At 68.7% G+C, this 16,605-nt stretch carries 18 protein-coding genes and 2 tRNA genes; 3 read left to right on the plus strand and 17 right to left on the minus strand.

Annotated features, from left to right (window positions below; genetic code table 11):
• The 17 genes from ACYVE7_RS04245 to ACYVE7_RS04325 form a co-directional block, all read right to left on the minus strand.
• Positions 1–387: MmgE/PrpD family protein (locus tag ACYVE7_RS04245; protein ID WP_460363197.1), on the minus strand; the 387-nt coding region annotated here is incomplete at its 3' end.
• A complete protein-coding gene (locus tag ACYVE7_RS04250) occupies positions 384–1,328 on the minus strand; it encodes a diacylglycerol/lipid kinase family protein (protein WP_460363198.1) in 945 nt (314 codons plus the stop codon). The genes ACYVE7_RS04245 and ACYVE7_RS04250, both read right to left, overlap by 4 nt.
• 17 nt (positions 1,329–1,345) lie before the next feature.
• A complete protein-coding gene (locus ACYVE7_RS04255) occupies positions 1,346–2,332 on the minus strand; it encodes an LLM class flavin-dependent oxidoreductase (RefSeq protein ID WP_460363199.1) in 987 nt (328 codons plus the stop codon).
• Positions 2,333–2,345: 13 nt separating this feature from the next.
• On the minus strand, positions 2,346–3,296 hold the full coding sequence (locus ACYVE7_RS04260; RefSeq protein WP_460363200.1) for an LLM class flavin-dependent oxidoreductase: 951 nt from the start codon (positions 3,294–3,296) through the stop codon (positions 2,346–2,348).
• A gap of 25 nt (positions 3,297–3,321) precedes the next feature.
• A complete protein-coding gene (locus ACYVE7_RS04265) occupies positions 3,322–3,786 on the minus strand; it encodes a MaoC family dehydratase (RefSeq protein ID WP_460363201.1) in 465 nt (154 codons plus the stop codon).
• The gene (locus ACYVE7_RS04270) at positions 3,783–4,790 is read right to left on the minus strand and encodes a fatty acid desaturase family protein (protein WP_460363202.1); all 1,008 of its coding nucleotides are present in this window, start codon (positions 4,788–4,790) and stop codon (positions 3,783–3,785) included. Before ACYVE7_RS04270 ends, ACYVE7_RS04265 begins: the two co-directional genes overlap by 4 nt.
• 32 nt (positions 4,791–4,822) lie before the next feature.
• Entirely contained in the window at positions 4,823–6,046 is a 1,224-nt protein-coding gene (locus tag ACYVE7_RS04275) for a beta-ketoacyl-[acyl-carrier-protein] synthase family protein (RefSeq protein WP_460363203.1), read from the minus strand.
• Positions 6,046–6,297, minus strand: a complete 252-nt coding sequence (locus ACYVE7_RS04280; protein WP_460363204.1) for an acyl carrier protein — start codon at positions 6,295–6,297, stop codon at positions 6,046–6,048. The genes ACYVE7_RS04275 and ACYVE7_RS04280 overlap by 1 nt, the downstream gene beginning before the upstream one ends.
• Positions 6,287–7,336: a beta-ketoacyl-ACP synthase III gene (locus ACYVE7_RS04285; protein WP_460363205.1), complete on the minus strand. Its 1,050-nt coding sequence runs from the start codon at positions 7,334–7,336 to the stop codon at positions 6,287–6,289. The genes ACYVE7_RS04280 and ACYVE7_RS04285 overlap by 11 nt, the downstream gene beginning before the upstream one ends.
• Positions 7,333–8,322 (minus strand): hypothetical protein, encoded by a 990-nt coding sequence (locus ACYVE7_RS04290; protein ID WP_460363206.1) that lies wholly within the window; start codon positions 8,320–8,322, stop codon positions 7,333–7,335. The genes ACYVE7_RS04285 and ACYVE7_RS04290 overlap by 4 nt, the downstream gene beginning before the upstream one ends.
• A gap of 17 nt (positions 8,323–8,339) precedes the next feature.
• Complete coding sequence (locus ACYVE7_RS04295; RefSeq protein ID WP_460363207.1) at positions 8,340–8,837, minus strand: hypothetical protein; 498 nt, start codon at positions 8,835–8,837, stop codon at positions 8,340–8,342.
• A gap of 12 nt (positions 8,838–8,849) precedes the next feature.
• Positions 8,850–9,353: a type II toxin-antitoxin system RatA family toxin gene (locus tag ACYVE7_RS04300; RefSeq protein ID WP_460363208.1), complete on the minus strand. Its 504-nt coding sequence runs from the start codon at positions 9,351–9,353 to the stop codon at positions 8,850–8,852.
• 32 nt (positions 9,354–9,385) lie between these two features.
• Positions 9,386–10,672: an aspartate aminotransferase family protein gene (locus ACYVE7_RS04305; RefSeq protein ID WP_460363209.1), complete on the minus strand. Its 1,287-nt coding sequence runs from the start codon at positions 10,670–10,672 to the stop codon at positions 9,386–9,388.
• On the minus strand, positions 10,672–11,811 hold the full coding sequence (locus ACYVE7_RS04310; protein ID WP_460363210.1) for a hypothetical protein: 1,140 nt from the start codon (positions 11,809–11,811) through the stop codon (positions 10,672–10,674). Before ACYVE7_RS04310 ends, ACYVE7_RS04305 begins: the two co-directional genes overlap by 1 nt.
• Positions 11,812–11,863: 52 nt before the next feature.
• Positions 11,864–13,399 (minus strand): aldehyde dehydrogenase family protein, encoded by a 1,536-nt coding sequence (locus ACYVE7_RS04315; RefSeq protein WP_460363211.1) that lies wholly within the window; start codon positions 13,397–13,399, stop codon positions 11,864–11,866.
• A gap of 371 nt (positions 13,400–13,770) precedes the next feature.
• Positions 13,771–14,604, minus strand: a complete 834-nt coding sequence (locus ACYVE7_RS04320; RefSeq protein ID WP_460363212.1) for a helix-turn-helix domain-containing protein — start codon at positions 14,602–14,604, stop codon at positions 13,771–13,773.
• A gap of 1 nt (position 14,605) precedes the next feature.
• Positions 14,606–15,379 (minus strand): AfsR/SARP family transcriptional regulator, encoded by a 774-nt coding sequence (locus ACYVE7_RS04325; RefSeq protein WP_460363213.1) that lies wholly within the window; start codon positions 15,377–15,379, stop codon positions 14,606–14,608.
• A 550-nt stretch (positions 15,380–15,929) separates the two neighbouring features.
• On the opposite strand from ACYVE7_RS04325, the gene ACYVE7_RS04330 reads away from it, so the two are divergent.
• The 3 genes from ACYVE7_RS04330 (at position 15,930) to ACYVE7_RS04340 (ending at position 16,581) form a co-directional block, all read left to right on the plus strand.
• Positions 15,930–16,014 (plus strand) — tRNA-Gln (locus ACYVE7_RS04330).
• Positions 16,015–16,048: 34 nt separating this feature from the next.
• Positions 16,049–16,133: transfer RNA gene (locus tag ACYVE7_RS04335), tRNA-Gln, on the plus strand.
• 49 nt (positions 16,134–16,182) lie between these two features.
• Positions 16,183–16,581 (plus strand): acyl carrier protein, encoded by a 399-nt coding sequence (locus ACYVE7_RS04340; protein ID WP_460363214.1) that lies wholly within the window; start codon positions 16,183–16,185, stop codon positions 16,579–16,581.
• Positions 16,582–16,605 lie beyond the last annotated feature (24 nt).

Below are 16,605 nucleotides of genomic sequence, written 5' to 3' on the forward strand. Positions count from 1 at the left end.
GAGCGTCGCCGCCGCGGTGAGCCGCGCCGCGCACTCGTTCGCGGCGACCACCGCGGTCAGCAGCGCCCGCCCGTCCCGGCCGTGGGCGCGTGTGTATGCCAGAGGCACCGCTACGGTCGAGTTCGACAGGTGACCGGCGTACGCGGTGTCGTCGAAGTGCATCCACGAGCCGAGACCGGCCATCACCATGGCGGCCTGCTTCGGATCCTCCTGGACGGGCGGCCCGAACGCCCGGACGAGCTTCGCGCCCTGCGGTTGTGCCAGGCCCGCACGGACGGCCGCGAGCTGCGACAGCACCTGGAGCCTGGCGACCTCGCGGACGCGCGACGGGATGTCGGTGTAGCGGAGCGCGGCGGCCCAGCCGACGAGCTCCTCCAGAAGGGTCATCGGGGCAGTAGCCTTTCCGCGGCCGCCGGGCCCACCAGGGCGGGCAGGTGGACTTCGGCCACGTCGAAGGTGAGAGGCCCCGACGTGTCCGGTAGCACTTCGCCGTCGTGCTCGAACCAGACCGGCTGCCCGTCGGTGCGTTCGACGGTGATGCTGCGGCCGCGCGCGTAGACGGCTCCGGGCAGGTCGACGTGCTCACCGGTGCGGGCTAGCCGCAGCACCTCGGCGAGCCGGTTTTCGGCGCCGACGACGACCACGTCGAGCAGGCCGTCGTCGAGGATCGTGTGCGGGAGGACGGCGAAGCTCCCGCCGCGGTAGCGGCTGCCGCCGATGTTGACGAGCAGGGTGTCGCCGCGGTGGACCTCCTCTCCGTCGACGGTGACGCGGCCCGGGTACGGCTCGAAGCGCGGGATGAGCCGCGCCATGCCCATCTCGTACCGGGCGGTGCCGGACAGGTTCGTGTACGTAGCGGCCTCATGGATGCCCTGAGGGGGGAAGCCCGTGGCGGCCCCCGCGAGGATGAGACGGCCGTTGCGCCGCCACCGGGCGTAGTCGAGGTGGCGGAGTTCAGCGCTGCCGTCGAGACATGCGGCCAGCGATTCCTGCCACGGCGCATCCTCCCACCAGGTGCGGTACAAGGAGTTCGCGGTGCCCGCCGGGATCGCCGCGAGCGCCGCGTCATCCCGGTCGGCCAGGCCGGCGGCGGCCTCGGCGAGGGTGCCGTCGCCGCCGACCGCCGGGACGAGCGTCCGCTCGCCCGGCTCCGCCGTCTGCCTCGCCAGCAGCTCGGCGTCACCGGGCCCGCGGGTCCACCGGACCTCGACCTGCTTCGGGCCGGGCCTGACGGCCCGGCAGGCTCTCTCCACCTCGGGCACAAGCCCGGCAGGTGATCCGCCGGCCCCGGGATTGGCGATGATGACAGCGCGCGACCAGTCGGCCATGTTCCGTCCTTTCTCGATCAGAGCGCGGTGATCGCTGAGCGAACCGCTGCGAGGATCTCCGCCAGGGGAGGGTCGGGGGCGAGCGAGCCGATCCTGATGACCAGGTGCCTGGCCCCCGCGCGGACGAACTGAGCCAGTTCGGCGGCGCACTCCTCGACGGTGCCGTAGCGGAACGCCTGCACCATTGAGGTGAGCTCCAACGGGTAGCCGTAGTAGTGCTGGACGTAGTCCTCCAACGCTGCGCGAGCCTTCTCCCGGTCGGAATCGACGGAGATCGTCGCGTACATCGCCGGGAACACCGACCCTTCGGGGCGGCCCGCCGCAGCGACGTTCTCCTGGATGGTCGTCCAGGCCTTCCCGTACGCGTCGGGGCTCGGCAGGAACGGCAGCCACCCGTCGTAGAGGCGGCCGACCCGCGACATCACCCAAGGGGTGTCGCCACCGGCGTACCAGACGCGCGGCCCGCCGGGAGCGGCCGGTGGCGGCAGCCGGTCCAGTCCGTCCGCGTCGGCGTACCGGCCGGTGAAGTGCCCGCCGGCCGGGTCGCCGTGGGTCGACCAGGTCTGCCGCCACAGGCGCAGCATGTCGTCGAGCCGGCCGACGCGCTGGTCGAACGGCACGCCGACGGCCGCGAACTCTCGTTCCACCAGCGGGATGGGGAAACCGGACCCGAGCCCGAGGATGAAACGCTCGCCGATGACGTGGTGCAGGCCGGTCACCATGTTGGCGCCCACTACGGGGTCGCGCAGCGCCGGGATCAGGCAGGCAGTGCCGATCTCGACACGGCGGACTCTCGCAGCGACCGCTCCGAGCACCGTGAGGGCGTCGGTGCGGGGCCTGGCCAGCAGCGAGTCCCCGATCCACACGGAATCGAAGCCGGTGGCCTCGGCGCGTTCGGCGAAGTCGAGGACGGACGGGAAGTCGTATGTGCCCTGGATCGCGATCTCGCGGGTGGGCAGGAGTACTCCGACCTTGGTCTGATGCGGCGGGATCGGTTCGGTCATCGGCGGTCTCCGTTCAGGCCAGCGCAGTGCGGGCTGCGGCGAGAATGTCCTCGAGCGGCGGGTCCGTGCTGAGGCTGCCGATCCGCAGCACGAAGTGGTTCGCACCCGCATCGGCGTACTCGCGCAGCCACGACGCGCAGGTCTCGGCGGTGCCGTACCGGTAGGCCTGCACGGTCGACATGAGCTCTAGCGGACGCGCATAGTAGGACTCGACGTAGTTCTCGAGTTCGTGCCGGGCCGCCTCGGCGTCGTTGTTCACGGTGATCGTCGCGTACATACCGGCGGTGATGGAGCTGGGTTCGCGTCCGGCTGCGACGGCCTGTTCCTTGATGCGCGTCCACGCCTTCTCGTATGCGTCGGGATTCGGCAGGAACGGCAGCCACCCGTCATAGAGCCTGGCAACGCGGGCGGTGACATTCTCGGTGTCGCTGCCGGCCAGCCATAGCCTGGGCCCTTCTGGACGGACCGTCGGCGGCAGCCGGTCGATACCGTCGATCTCGCCGTACCGGCCCCGGTAGATCGGCTCGTCGGTGCCCCACGCGAGGCGCCAGGCGTGGACGGTCTCGTCGAGGCGGCCGACGCGCTGGCCGAACGGGACGCCGACGGCCTCGAACTCGGCGGCCGACTCGGGAATCGGGAAGCCGGCTCCGAGGCCGAGTTCAAGCCTGCCGCCGCTGATGTGGTCGAGCCCGGCGACGAGGTTCGCGCCGATCAGGGGGTGGCGGAGTGCGGCCGTCAGGGCGGCCGTGCCGAGCGTGATCCGTTCGGTGACGGCGGCGACGGCCGACAGCACGACGAACGGGTCGAGCCGGGGCCGGGCCGTCAACGAGTCACCGGTCCACAGCGAGTCGTAGCCGGCGGCTTCGGCGCGACGCGCGAACGACAGGAGCCGCTCGACGTCGTAGTCGCCGGTCATGGCCATCTCCCGGGTCGGAAGCAGCACACCGATCTTGATTTCTCCCATGGGGTTCCTCTCAGGTTCGGATCTGTCAGCGATCAGGTGTGTGGAACAGCAGGCGCTGATCGGCGGTGCAGACGGGCCCGCGTCGGCTCTCGACCTCGAGGGCCACGGCGATGACGGCCTCGGTGAAACCGCGCGGGCGGAGCACTGCCTCGCGCAGGTCGGCCAGGACCCGCACCTTCGCCCCGACGGGGACGGGCGAGCGGAATCTGAGCCGGTCCATGCCCTTGTTGACGATGAGGTCGCACCGCCCGACCTGAAAGATCTCGTCGAGCAGCGGGGGGACCAGCGATGCGGTGAGCATCCCGTGGACGACGGTCCCGCCGAAGATCCCTGAGCGGGCCCGCTCGGGGTCGGTGTGGATCCACTGGCGGTCTCCGCTGACCTCGGCGAACCGGTCGACGCGTCTCTGGGTGACCTCGTGCCAGGCGCTGGCGCCCAGGTGTTCGCCGGCGGCGGCGGCCAGGTCGGCGGGGACGGTGAACAGCCTCATGCGCGAGCCTGCCTGCTGATCCGACCGAGGAAGCGGGACACCTCCCGGTAGGAGTGCCACATCGGGACCTCCCTGTAGGGGAGGCCGTGCTCCCGGCAGTAGGCGAGGACGATCGGCCGGGCCTTGCGGAGGGCGACCCGCGGCATGCTCGGGAACAGGTGGTGCTCGATCTGGTAGTTGAGCCCGCCGAACGCGAAGTCGGTGAGCAGACTCGACTTGATGTTGCGAGAGGTGAGGACCTGCCGGTGCAGCCAGTCCAGCTCGGTGTCGTTGCGGTAGACGACCATGCCCTTGTGGTTAGGGGCGAACACCCCACCGAGGTACAGGCCGAACAGGATCTGGTGGATGAGGATGAACAGAACGGCCTTGAGCGGCGGCATTGCCCAGAACACGATGGTGACGTAAGCCGCGAGGTGCAGGACGCACAGGCCGAGTTCGAGGAGCGGCGTGGGCAGTCGGCCCGCACGCGCTGCCTGAACACCCGACCTGCGCAGCCGGACGGCCTCCTGGCCGAGCAGCACGAAGAACATGACCGACTGGAACCGGATGACGAACCGCTTGAACGGCGTCCCGGCCTTGGCCTCCATCTCGTCGACGGCGAAGATGACCTGGCGGCGGATCGTGTCCGGGTCCTTGTCGAGGTTGTTGGGATCGCTGTGATGCCGGTTGTGGTGGTTGATCCACCAGCCATAGGCGACGCCCAGCAGCAGGTTCATATGGATCCGGCCGATGAACTGGGATTTCCCGCGAACCGTGCTGATCTGCTTGTGGCCGGAGTCGTGCGCGATGAACCCGGTCTGGACGAACCCGATGGCGAGAGCGACGGCGGCGGCGAGCTGCCACCAGGAGTCGCCGAGCAGCAGCACGGCCTCCCAGGTCGCGACCAGCCAGACTAGATTGAAAATGATCTTGAAGGTGAAGTAGCCGGGTCGGGCCCTGAGCAGCCCGGCGTGCGCTACCTGCTCGTTGAGTTCCCGGAAAGATCCGCTTTGGGAGATTGGCAACGTATCGATCAAGTTCTGATTCCCTTCTTCCTTCACACGGCTGAGACGGCCAGGACGGCGTTCTGACCGCCGAATCCGAAGGAGTTGCTGAGCGCGTGCCGAACCTGGACGCGCCGTGCCTTACCCATCACCACGTCCACCTCGATACGGGGGTCGATCTTCTCCAGGTTGGCGGTGGGAGGGACGAGGGAGTGCTGGACCGCGAGGACCGTACAGGCGGCCTCGATCGCGCCGGCAGCACCGAGAGCGTGGCCGGTCACGCCCTTGATCGACGTGACCGGCGGCCCGTCTCCGAACACGCGCCGCAGCACGTCCGCCTCGGTGACGTCATTGAGCTGGGTGGACGTGCCGTGGGCGTTGACGTGCTCGACATCACCCGGGTCGAGGCCCGCATCGGCGAGTGCTGCTCGGATCGCCTGTTCGGCGCCCCTCCCGGCAGGGTCGGGCGAGGTCGGATGGTGTGCGTCGGCAGACGCGCCGTAGCCGCTGATGAAGGCCCGGACCGACGCGCTCCGGGCCCGCGCGTCCTCGGGCCGCTCCAGGATGAGCACCGCGGCGCCCTCGGCTGCCACGAAGCCGTCCCGGTTGATGTCGAACGGGCGGGAAGCCCGCTGCGGCTCGTCGCTGCGCCGCGACAGCGCCCGCATCTTCGCGAACGCCGCGATGATCGACGGCGTGAGGCTGGCTTCGGTACCCCCGGCGACGACGATGTCGCACTGCCTGGTGCGGAGGAGATCGCGGGCGGTCCCGATGGCGGTGGTGCCGGACGCGCACGCCGTCACCGTGACCAGGTTCGGGCCGCGTGCGCCGATGTCGATGGCCACGTGCCCGGCGACCATGCTGACGCCCATCATCGGGATGAGCATCGGTGACATCCGGTGGGCGCCCTCGGCGAGCAGCACCGAGAACTGCTTCTCGAACGTTGCGGTGCCGCCGAGCGCGTTGCCCAGGACTACCCCGACGCGCGCGCCGTCGGCGAACACCGGACCGAGCCCGGCGTCCGCGAGCGCCTCGCGGACTGCTGCCAGCGCGAGATGGGTGAACCGGTCGGTTCGCCCGGCCAGGCGCCCGCCCAGGGCGAGCTCCGCGTCGAACACCGGGACCCGGCAGCTGAACCCTGGCGGGACTTCCGCCAGTACCGGATCCGGGGCGGCAGTGGGGCGCGCGGCCACGATCCCGTCCCAGCTCGGCCCGGTCCCGACTCCGGCGGACGTGACCATGCCAAGGCCGGTGACGGCCGCTGCGAAGGGCGCCATCACACGCCCCGCATCTTGGTTTCGATGAGGGCGGCGATGTCGGTGATGGTGTCGTCGCTGGACACCTCGTCCTCGGCGATGGCGACGCCGAACTCCTTCTCCGCGACCAGCCCGAACTCGACCAGCGCGAGCGAGTCGAGGTCGAGGTCGGGAAAGGTCGCGTCGTCCCTGTACTCCTCGGAGGGGACGCTGAACCTGGTCGTGAGCAGGGTCGCGATCCGGTCGAGGATGGTGGCGGTATCAATGCCCATGGATGCTCCTTCGGAAGAGGGTTGAGAGATCGATCCCCGCGGGCCAGCGCAGTGCCGTCGACCCCCAGGTGAAGCCGCCGCCGAATGCGGCGAGCAGGACACGGTGCCCGGCCCGGAGGCTGCCGTCGGCGACGGCGTCCGCCAGGGCGAGCGGGATGGACGCGGCCGAGGTATTGCCGACCCGGCCGAGGTTGCTGACGACGGCGCTCGCGGGCAGACCGAGTTCACCAGCGACGGCGTCGAGAATGCGGGAGTTGGCCTGGTGCGCGACGAGCCGGTCGACGTGATCGCTGGTCCAGTCCGCTTCGGCCAGCACCTTGCGGACCGATCCGGACATGCGCCGGACGGCGTGCGCGAACACCGCGGAGCCGTTCATCTGGAAGTACTCATCGCCAGGTTCTGCGGGTTTTCCCGAGGTGCGCTGCCGCGACCCGCCGCCGCGAATGGTGATGTCCTCGTGGTGGCGGCCGTCGCTGCCGAGGTCGAACGGGCCGAGCGCGCCGGGCTCGTCGGCATCTCCCCGACGCAGCAGCACCGCGCCGGCTCCGTCGCCGAAGATGACCGCGGTGCCGCGGTCATCCGGGTCGAGGATGGTCGAGTAGGTATCGGCGCCGATGACGGCGGCGGCGTCGCAGACACCTGCGGTGATCAGTCCGGATGCCGCGGCCAGCGCGTACACGAAGCCGGAGCAGACAGCCGACACGTCGAACGCGGCGACCTCGTCGAGCCCGACGCGGGCGGCCACGTCGGGCGCCGTCGCGGGGCACGGCCGGTCCGGCGTGGTGGTCGCCAGTACGACGACGCCGATGTCGGATGCCGTCACCCCGAGGCCCGCCGCTGACTCGAGTGCCCGGACCGTCGCCGCCACGGCCAGGTCGGACGTGGACTCATCGGGTCCCGACACGTGCCGCTGCCTGATCCCGGTCCGCGAGCTGATCCACTCGTCGGAGGTGTCGAGCCGCGCCGCCAATTCGTCGTTGGTGACGATCCGGTCGGGCAGTGCGATGCCGAGGCCCGCCACGACGGCCGCGACGGTCACTGCAGGGCCTCTTCCAGGCCCATGCCGCGCAGCCGGATCTCCTTCATCTCCTGCGACCAGCGCTCGGCCGTGCCCTGACGCTCCTCGGGCGTGGTGTCGATGAGGCGGCGGCCGGGCCAGATCTCGTAGTCCCCTACGACGTCGGCGTGCTTGAGCAGGCCCTCTTGGAACCACTCCTCCCGCTCCATGATCATCTTCTGGACGGGGAGATCGTGCCAGATGCCCATTCCCGCACGGATGAGCTCGACGACCCGGCCGTGCTCCTTCGGGTGGTCCAGCAGGTACTGGCGGGCGATGTCGGCGCCGACCGTGAGGTGCCGGATCTCGTCAATGCCGGCGCCCTTGTCGATGTCCGCGGCGGCCGGGTCGAGCGGTCGCCACTTGCGTTCGCTCAGCTCCGCCGCCGGCGCCAGCGCGCCCTCGATGATGATCGTCATCATGACGACCCCGCCGATGTAGTCGGCGTCGTCGCGCATGACCTTCAGCGCGTACTCCTCCAGCGGGTCCAGGATGGAGCGCTTGTCCTTTCCCGCGAACCGCTCCAGCGCGTCGTCCAGGCCGTCCGGCGTGACGCCGAAGTGCAGCAGGTGGTTGCGGAACACCATCGCATGCCTGGCCTCGTCCATCACCTGGGTGACGTAGAACTCCATGCCCGTCAGGTCGGGTGCGATCGGGACGAGGTAGGCCAGGCCGCGGGCCGCCTTGTCCTCCGCGATCGCCCGGAATGCGTACTCCTGGGTGAGCGCGTCGCGCAGCGGGCCCGGCTCACGCATGAACGCGGGCGGGACCAGAGCGGGGTCGTGCCCGTCGACATGGCCGCGCAGGGTGCCCTGCGGCACGTTCTGGAACCAGTAGCGCAGTCCTGTTTCGGCCGCGGCGAGCTGCAGTGTCATCGCACCGTCCAGCAGGCTGGGCGCGGTGTCCCAGCCGGTCTCGTGAGCCGGACCGGCCGCGGGGATGTCCGGGGTGCTCGGTGTCAAGGTCATGAGGGCTCTCCGATCCGTCACAGGGACGAGGTGGCTGCCGGGTTCGGCGACGATGGGGGGACGGGCTGGGGCGTGGTACCCGCGGTCTCCGCGCGCAGCCGGCCGAACGCCGGGTGCTCGTTGGGTTCGAAGGTCACGCTGAACGGCTTCAGGAAGTTGCCGAAAAGGGAACGGTCGCCAGCCAGGTGGATGGGGATGGTCAGCAGCGCCCATTCCGGACCGAACAGCAGCATCCACAGGCCGATCACGACGCCCTGAGTGAGGAAGCTGTGCATGAGGTTGTAGGCGACGTAGTAGAACTTCGGGATCTGCCTGTCCGGGCTGCGGTGGTAGGCGATCGCGCCAGGCAGGTAGCCGATGAGGTCGATGTAGAGGAACAGGCCGAGGGCGACCCACCAGTTGACGTCGCCGATGTTGGCGCCGAACAAGTACAGGCAGACCGCGAGCACCGCGAGGTACTCCAGCCGAATCAGCCGGTAGGTGGTCTGTGACTCGAAGTGGTTTGCGACGTCCATGTCGTGCTCTCCTCAGCTCGCGTCGCGGATACGGATGCCGGACCCCGCGGGCAGCTCGCCCAGGTCGGTCAGCGCCTCCCCACCTGCCAGGACCTCGACGGTCCCCACGGCGTCGGCGAGGACGAAGCAGATCGCGCGCTTGATGACGCGCTCTGCCAGCGGGTCCATCAGCCCCGCCAGACTCTCGATGCCGAAGTCGTAGGCGAGGAGCAGCTCGACCTCGCACCCGTCGGCTCCGGGTGTGAGCTTCCAGCTGCCCTCGAACCGCGCGAAGTCCCCGGCGGTCTGGCTGAACGTGACTGTCAGGTCGTCCCGCCTGATGTCGTCGCGCTCGGTCCAGCGCATGATGCCGCGACGGAAGTTGACCTCCCACACGGAGTGCACCCCGTCGGGTTCGATGGTCACTGTGCGGACGTCGTCGGCGGCCTTCGGATAGTCGGAGAAAGCCGTGATCTTCTCGAAGACGAGCATGGTGTCCTGAGTCGGCACCAGCGCGTGCAGGCGGATACTGCGCATGGGAAGGGTCCTTTCCGTTCCTGGGGCCGTTCTCAAGCTAGGACGGCGCGGCAGGCGCGCGCGAACTTGTCGAGGAGACCGTCAGCCTCCGCGTCGGTCAGGACCGCGGGCGGGGTCAACCGCAGCACCCGGTCGGAGTTGAGCGAGTGGTTCGCCAAGACCCCCTCGGTCATCAGCTCCAGCAGCAGGTCGCCGGCCATACCCGGCACGTTCAGCTCGATTCCGATGAGCAGACCCACGCCGCGGACCTCCCTGAGCCGGTGGCCGAGCACTTCGCGGGCGCTCTGCTCGAGGCCGGTGCGGAGCCGCTCCCCCAGCTCCGCGCTGCGCTCCACCAGCCGCTCGGAACGCAGTGCCTCGATGGCCCCGCGAACCGCAGCCATCGCCAGTGGGCTCCCCGAGAACGTCGAGGTGTGAATGAACGGGTCCCTGTCGAATGCTTGGAACGCCTCGTCGGTCGCGACCAGCGCCGATACGGGCAGCAGCCCGCCGCCCAGGCCCTTACCGGCCAGCAGCGCGTCCGGAACGACGCCCTCGAGGTCGGCGCCCCACCACGCGCCGAGTCGACCCATGCCCGTCTGCACTTCGTCGAGGACGAAGAACGCGCCGTGTTCACGGCAGAGCCGGGACACTTCCCGCAGGTAGCCGCTCGGCGGGACGATCACGCCGCCCTCGCCCTGCACCGGCTCGACGATCACGCACGCTCGGGAACCGAGTTCGCGCAGCCGCTCCTCCAGTGCCTCCGCATCCCCGAAAGGCACGTGGTGGACTCCCGGCAGCAGCGGCCGGAACGGAGCCTGGAACACCTCGTTCGCGGTAACGCTCAGCGCGCCCAGCGTCTTGCCGTGGTAGCCGCCCGTCATCGACACCAACTCTGTGCCGCCACGCGTCCTGGCCAGCTTCAGCGCCGCCTCGACGACTTCGGCGCCCGACCCGGCGAAGTGCACCCGGTTCAGGCCAGGAGGCGTCACCTCGGCCAGTTCCCGCGCGGCGTGCGCGACCTGCGGTTCCAGCAGCAGCCGCGTCGCGACCGGGTTCGTGTCGAGCTGCCGACGGACCGCCTCGACCACGGCCGGGTGCCGCGCACCCATGAGGAACACGCCGTACCCGCCGCAGTTCAGCAGCCGCCGCCCTGCGCTGGTCGTCACCCACGCACCCTCGGAGTAGGTCTCGAGGTCACCGCCGAACATCTCGCCCAGAGCCGCCCGTCCCGTACTGAGATGGGCACGGTAGATCTCATCGATCCGCGCGGGGCTGTGCGCGGAACCCTGCCCGGCGTTCTGCTCCGTGTGCGGGGCGGGCGCAGCGCTCTTCGTCATCAGCCCACCAGCAAGGGTCGGCCCGCGGCATGCTCCACCAGCGCGGGACCCGCGGCGGTGCGGGCCGGCGGATGGAACGCGATGGCGTGGCAGGCCGCCGATAGTCCGGAGATCTCCCGGCTGCCGATGAACGCCATGCCGCCGAGCAGCTCCACGGCCTGGTCGGCGGTGGCCCGCACCAGATCCTGGACGGCATACCGGGTCGTGAGGGCCGCCGCCAGGCCGTCGCCGTCGACCTCACCGTCCCGGATCCTGCGGGCCAGGCCCTCGGTGAGCAGCGACGCCGAGCCGATCCGGCCCAGCAGCGACGCTCGGTCCGACGTGCTGCCCCGGCCCTGGTCGAGCACCCGGGCGGCGAGCGCCGCCGCCATCCCCGTGTACGACGCCGACACCATCATCTGGAACCAGATCAGCCCGACCGTCTGGAGCTGGTCGAGTTCCTGCGCGAGCGCCGGGTCGGGCTGGATGATGTGCGAGGGCCTGACGAACACGTCGGTGAGCCGCACCTCGTGGCTCTCCGCGGCTGCCAGCACCGGGTTCTTCCAGAACCGGTGGATGGTCACGCCCGGTGTGTCCGCGGGCAGCATGAGCAGGCCCATCGCCGTCTCGTCATCACCGATCGGCACGGCCACGCTCGCGGTGAGCAGCCCCATCGAGTTCGCGAGGCTGCAGGGCTTCTTCGATCCCGACACCAGGTAGCCGCCGTCCACGGCCCGAGCCGACATCGTCGGGGAGAAGATGTTCTGGCCGCTCTTGCCCTCGGCGAACCCGGACGCGACCAAGATGCGCTCCGTCGCGACCCGCCGCAGCAGCAGGTCGTCCAAGCCGTTGCCCTCACCGACGATCTCGGCCAGGGCGAACAGGGTGCCGACGGAGAAGTGGTGCATCATCGTCGCGACCGTCATCGACGGAGCCACCGATCCCAGTGCCGTCACCACACGGGCGGCGTCGACCGGGTCGGCGTCGAGCCCGCCGAACGCGGCGGGCACGAGGAGATTGGTGCCGCCGTGCTCGCGGAACACCACGATGGCGGGACCGTCCTCGGCCTCGAGCTCGGTGAGAGGGGTGCCGGCGAGCTGCTCGTAGCAGCCGGGCAGGAACTTCTGGCAGGTCTGGATCTCGTTTTCCAGGAAACGCATGACTGCTCCTCCGAATAACGGATGGAAGTGCGAAGGAAGACCGCGGAGCCGATCACGGCTCGTGCGGATCGGCGATCGCCGCGGCGTACGCGGCGAACACGGCGTCGCCGGGTCTCACCCCTTGGGCGATCGAGACGCCTTGCAGGTGCGAAGAGCGCAGCATCAGGTAGTTGGCCTCTCCGAACACGCCCCCGGTCAGCCCGGTGCCACCATGGCTGGGCAGGTACGGCAGAAAGCCGATGTGGGAGTCATTGACCTTCAGCAGGCCGCCATTGGTGAGGTTGCGCATAAAGGTGTCGACGAGGTGGTCGTCGGCTGTCCACAGTGAGTTGCGCAGCCCGTAGGGGTTGTCATTGACGTAGCGCAAGAACGCTGGGAACAGCGCCTCGTCAGGCATCCGGTCCGGGACGATGACAGGGAGCAGCGGGAAGAACGTCTCCTCGCGAACCGCCTCGATGTCGCGCGCGTCGTCGAGACCGTCGATCCGCAGGATCGTCGGCTCCATGAACAGGCCGGTGTCGCTGGGCGAGCCATCGACCTCAAGCCTGCGGGCGCCGTGGACGATTTGTGCCCCCTTGCCCAGGGCGTCCTTGATGTAGGAGAAGAACCGTTCGCCGCGCAGCACCGGGCTCAGCAGCGCCCCCGCGTCGTCGGGGTAGCCGGGTACGATTCGCTGAGCCGCGGCCTTCAGCTTCGCCAGCAGCTCGTCCGCGACATCCGGGTGAACGAGCACCTGGTTCGGCACCATGCAGATCTGACCGGAGCCGTAGAAGCACTCGGTGAGCGCCTCGACGGCCAGGTCGAGATCGGCGTCCTTCCACACCACGACACAGTCGTTGCCGGCCAGCTCCAGGATCGGCTTCTTCCCCGCGGCTACACACTCACGCTGCACCTCCAGGCCTCGTTCGACGCCGCCCGTGTAGAAGATGTCGTCGACGAGGGGGCTGGCCGTCCAAGCCCGCATGACGGGGCCGGGGCGTGCGCAGAACATGCCGAGGACACCGGGGGGCGCCCCCAGTTCCGCCAGGGCGGGCACGACGAGCTCGCGCAGCGCGAACATCACCCCGAAGGGAGCACTGCGTGGCGCCCTGACGACGACGGAGTTGCCCGCCATGAGCGCGGTGATCCCGAACAACGCGCTGGCGGCGGGCGCGTTCTGAGGCGGGTTCACGCACACGACCCCGTCGGGGACGCGGCGCACTATGAGCCGCCGCGGTCCGGCCGAGAACTCCTGGTGCATCTGGCTCGCACAAAAATCAAGAGTGCTCTCGCTGAACGTCTCGAAAAGACCTGCGATCTGCCATTCGGCCAGCGCACGCGGTGTTCCTTCGGCGACGAGCACCTCGGTGAGCGCCTTGTGTTCCTCCAGGAGGCGGGCGCGGATTCCGGCGCCGAGCCGCATTCGTGTCTTCAGGGGCGTGGCCGCCCATTCCGGTGCGGCTTGGCGAGCAGCCGTGAGCGCCTCTTCGACGATCTCGGGGCCGGCGAGGCCGCAGCGTCCGATGACGTGGCCCAATCCTGCTTCAGCGGGCAGATCCCCCCGCTCCAGGCTTCGTTTGAAGGTCAGAGCACCGAAAGCGTCGTCCAAGATCGCCCGAGTGGAAACGGTATATACATACCGCTCGGAAGGGATCTCGCGACCGCCCACATAGGAGTTGATGGTCGGTATCCGAGTGGCGTCCGTGATCCACCGGTCGAACCGCGAAGACAAGCCGTGGCCAGACGTTGATGACACGGGAATTCCCTTCGAGAATCCATCTGCGCGAACTCTTATCAGTCAGGATTGTGCCAACTACTCCTGACAGAGGGCTGACGGCAGACTGACGCGTCTCTGCGATCAAAATTCGACGGCGCCATCGCGCACATCACGGGAGCAGCACGAAGGCCCGCGTGACACATCCTGAAACGGACGGTCCGGCGGGTGGGAAGGCTGTATCCGGTGGGGGGCCGGAGATAGGTTCAGCGGGCGGGTTCGGCCGAGAACCTGGCCTGGAGCGCAGCCATGGTGTGCTGGTCCGCAGGGAAGAACGACTCGATGGCCAGTTCCGCGACGGTGATGTCGAGCGCCGTCCCGAAAATGGTCATGGTGCTGATGAAGGCGAGTTCGTTATCGCCGTCACGCAGCCGTAGCGGGACGAGGATCTCGGGGGAGTCGACCGTCGAGGGCTGCTGGGCGGAGCTGTCGTAGGGGTAGGCGGAGACCTCGTCGTAGAGCTCGGCGAGGTGTTCGTCGCGGCTGACCGTGATCTGCTGACGGAGGCGCCCGAGCAGGTGTTCGCGCCATTCGCCGAGGTTGATGATGCGCCGGGCGAGCCCCTCGGGGTGCAGGCTGATCCGCATGACGTTCACGGGCGGTTCGAGAAGGAAGTCGGCGATGCCGACGGACAGAACGGTCACCGCCCGGTTCCGTTCGACGATGTTCCAATGCCGGTCGACCAGCAGAGCCGGGGCCGGTTCGTGTGCCTTGAGAATCCGCCGGACCGCGCCACGCACACTGCGCAACTCGGAGGCGTCGAGGGTGGTCTCGCGATAGACGGGGGCGTGGCCCGCGGCGAGCAGGAGCCGGTTGCGCTCACGCAGCGGCAGGTCGAGTTGGTCGGACAGACGGGTGATGAGTTCGGGGCTCGGGTTGGCGCGGCCGGTCTCCACGAAGCTGAGATGCCGCTGGGAGACCTCGGTCTGCAGGGCCAACGCGAACTGGCTGATCCTGCGTTCCTCACGCAGTTCGCGCAGCAGCGTCCCGACGGGGGGCCGCTGGTGTCGGACCGCGGGGTAGGTCGAGTTGGTGCCCAACTCACTGGCCTCCGATGACGAGCATGTCCGGCTTCTGGTTCAGGATAGCTCGTGCTTGGTCACGCAACTGGGGAGACGGCTCGAGGCCGAGCTCCTCGACGAATCGGTTCCGGGCCTGCCGGTAGGTCTCCATCGCCTCCACCTGCCGGCCGGCCCGGTACAGCGCGATCATCAGCATTTCGGTCAGCTTCTCCCGCCACGGGTGGAGCGTGACGAGACCCTTCAGCTCAGGGATGACGGTCGAGTCGCCGAGGATGACCCGGGCCTGGACGCTCGCCTCGACGGCTCCCAGCCGCATCTCGTCCAATTCCAGAGAGGCGCTGCGGCATAGCTGCCCGCCGACGATGCCGTCCAGGGCGGGCCCCTGCCACAGCGCGATGGCGGATTCGAGCATGCGCAGGGCGGCGACGGGGTCGCGCGCCAGCATGACCTGCGCGTCGGTGTAGACGTCGGCGAAGACCTTCGCGTCGATGAGCCCTGGCGCGACGTCGAGCTGGTAGCCGGCTCCGGTGGTCACGAGCCAGGGCAGGGCGGAGTTCCCCAGGTGGGGGCGGAGACTTCGCCGCAGCCGGGTAATGAGGGCTTGCAGCGCGTTCTCTACTCTTCTTGGCATTTCCTCCGGCCACAGTTCCTCGATCAACTGCTCCTTGTTCACTGTTTCCCCAGGCCTGAGTGCCAGGACGGCCAACAGCACCTGCAGCCGTGCTCCCCTGAGCGACACAGGATTCCCGTCGACTATCAGACCCACTGCTCCGAGTAGCCGTATCCGTACCACCTGCTACCTCTCCCCGTTCTAGTGTGCATTAGGGTCCATCAGGGCAAACCCTCGAGCGCCCCAGTATCCATCTTGAGATAGATCGAGACTATCTACACGGCTTGCCAGCAATCTTGTCAAGTCTGAGTCACTGACCTTTGAAAATCCGCGCCGATGTGCACGGCAGATCATCCTCGATTCAACGGACTAGGTGCCCTTTTGTCGCTGACAGGCGGATTGGCACCCACAAAACGCACGGTCGTGAAGGAATGTAGTTCCGTTGTCACGGCCGGCCGGCCTGCTGGCGGAGGCGCATCCAGCGCCGACTGCCTGCTCAGATGGTGAGACGTCAGGTACGGCTGGCGGCGGCCGCGAGCCTCAAACGGGCCCGAGCCTCCGCGCGGCCGGGTCGGACCCGCTCTGAAAAGGGCGAATGACAGTCCGCTGATATGAGACTGACATTGCTGGTGCGCCAAAAATGTGACCCCTTTACAAACCTTGTCGAGAAATGGTTATCTCAAGGCGTCGAACAAGGCGCCGCACCAAAAGGGCATCTAGTTCGTAGTATCAAGGAGAGGTACCCGTAGCGGCCTAACGGGGTCGGCGTTGCGCCGGCTGGGTTCACGCCCTCGCAGGTTCGAATCCTGCCCTCTCCGCGAAAAGCGCCAGCCTGTTCGGCGCATTTCCACTGGAGAGGTACCCGTAGCGGCCTAACGGGGTCGGCGTTGCGCCGGCTGGGTTCACGCCCTCGCAGGTTCGAATCCTGCCCTCTCCGCGAACCGACACGGGTCGCGCCTCCCTCCGGACCGAAAGGACCCGACCTCATGCCAGCAGAGCCACCGGAGATCCGAAAGCTGCGCGAACTGCCCAGGTCCGAGCGGCGGGAGGCACTGGAATCCCTGATCGTCGCGGAGTTCCTGGCGGTCGCCATGATGGAGGGCGAAGAAGAGCTGCCGACCAGCACCAGCTTCTTCGAGCTCGGGTTCACGTCCCTGCGGCTGACCGAGGTGAAGCAGCGGCTGGAGATCGCACTCGGTTGCGAGATCAGCGCGAACGAGCTGTTCAACCGGCCGACCATCGACGCCCTGGTCGAGTACCTGGCCGAAAACGCGCTCGCCGTCCACTTCACGGCGCCCGCTCCGGCTGCCGCGGCCGCCCCCTCGCCGGAGGACCGGCTTGTCGACGAACTCCTCGACGACCTCTACACATCATCCCCGGAATGACGTTCACGACCATCGCGGAGGCGG

Source organism: Actinocorallia lasiicapitis, assembly GCF_054778695.1.

Excerpts from the sequence above, each read along its gene's own strand:
- ACYVE7_RS04295 (WP_460363207.1), bottom strand. The coding sequence starts at position 8,837 with ATGGACGTCGCAAACCACTTCGAGTCACAGACCACCTACCGGCTGATT.
- ACYVE7_RS04275 (WP_460363203.1), bottom strand. The coding sequence starts at position 6,046 with ATGGCGCCCTTCGCAGCGGCCGTCACCGGCCTTGGCATGGTCACGTCC.
- ACYVE7_RS04290 (WP_460363206.1), bottom strand. The coding sequence starts at position 8,322 with ATGACCTTGACACCGAGCACCCCGGACATCCCCGCGGCCGGTCCGGCT.
- ACYVE7_RS04300 (WP_460363208.1), bottom strand. The coding sequence starts at position 9,353 with ATGCGCAGTATCCGCCTGCACGCGCTGGTGCCGACTCAGGACACCATG.
- ACYVE7_RS04310 (WP_460363210.1), bottom strand. The coding sequence starts at position 11,811 with ATGCGTTTCCTGGAAAACGAGATCCAGACCTGCCAGAAGTTCCTGCCC.
- ACYVE7_RS04280 (WP_460363204.1), bottom strand. The coding sequence starts at position 6,297 with ATGGGCATTGATACCGCCACCATCCTCGACCGGATCGCGACCCTGCTC.
- ACYVE7_RS04255 (WP_460363199.1), bottom strand. The coding sequence starts at position 2,332 with ATGACCGAACCGATCCCGCCGCATCAGACCAAGGTCGGAGTACTCCTG.
- ACYVE7_RS04305 (WP_460363209.1), bottom strand. The coding sequence starts at position 10,672 with ATGACGAAGAGCGCTGCGCCCGCCCCGCACACGGAGCAGAACGCCGGG.
- ACYVE7_RS04265 (WP_460363201.1), bottom strand. The coding sequence starts at position 3,786 with ATGAGGCTGTTCACCGTCCCCGCCGACCTGGCCGCCGCCGCCGGCGAA.
- ACYVE7_RS04340 (WP_460363214.1), top strand. The coding sequence starts at position 16,183 with ATGCCAGCAGAGCCACCGGAGATCCGAAAGCTGCGCGAACTGCCCAGG.
- ACYVE7_RS04250 (WP_460363198.1), bottom strand. The coding sequence starts at position 1,328 with ATGGCCGACTGGTCGCGCGCTGTCATCATCGCCAATCCCGGGGCCGGC.
- ACYVE7_RS04260 (WP_460363200.1), bottom strand. The coding sequence starts at position 3,296 with ATGGGAGAAATCAAGATCGGTGTGCTGCTTCCGACCCGGGAGATGGCC.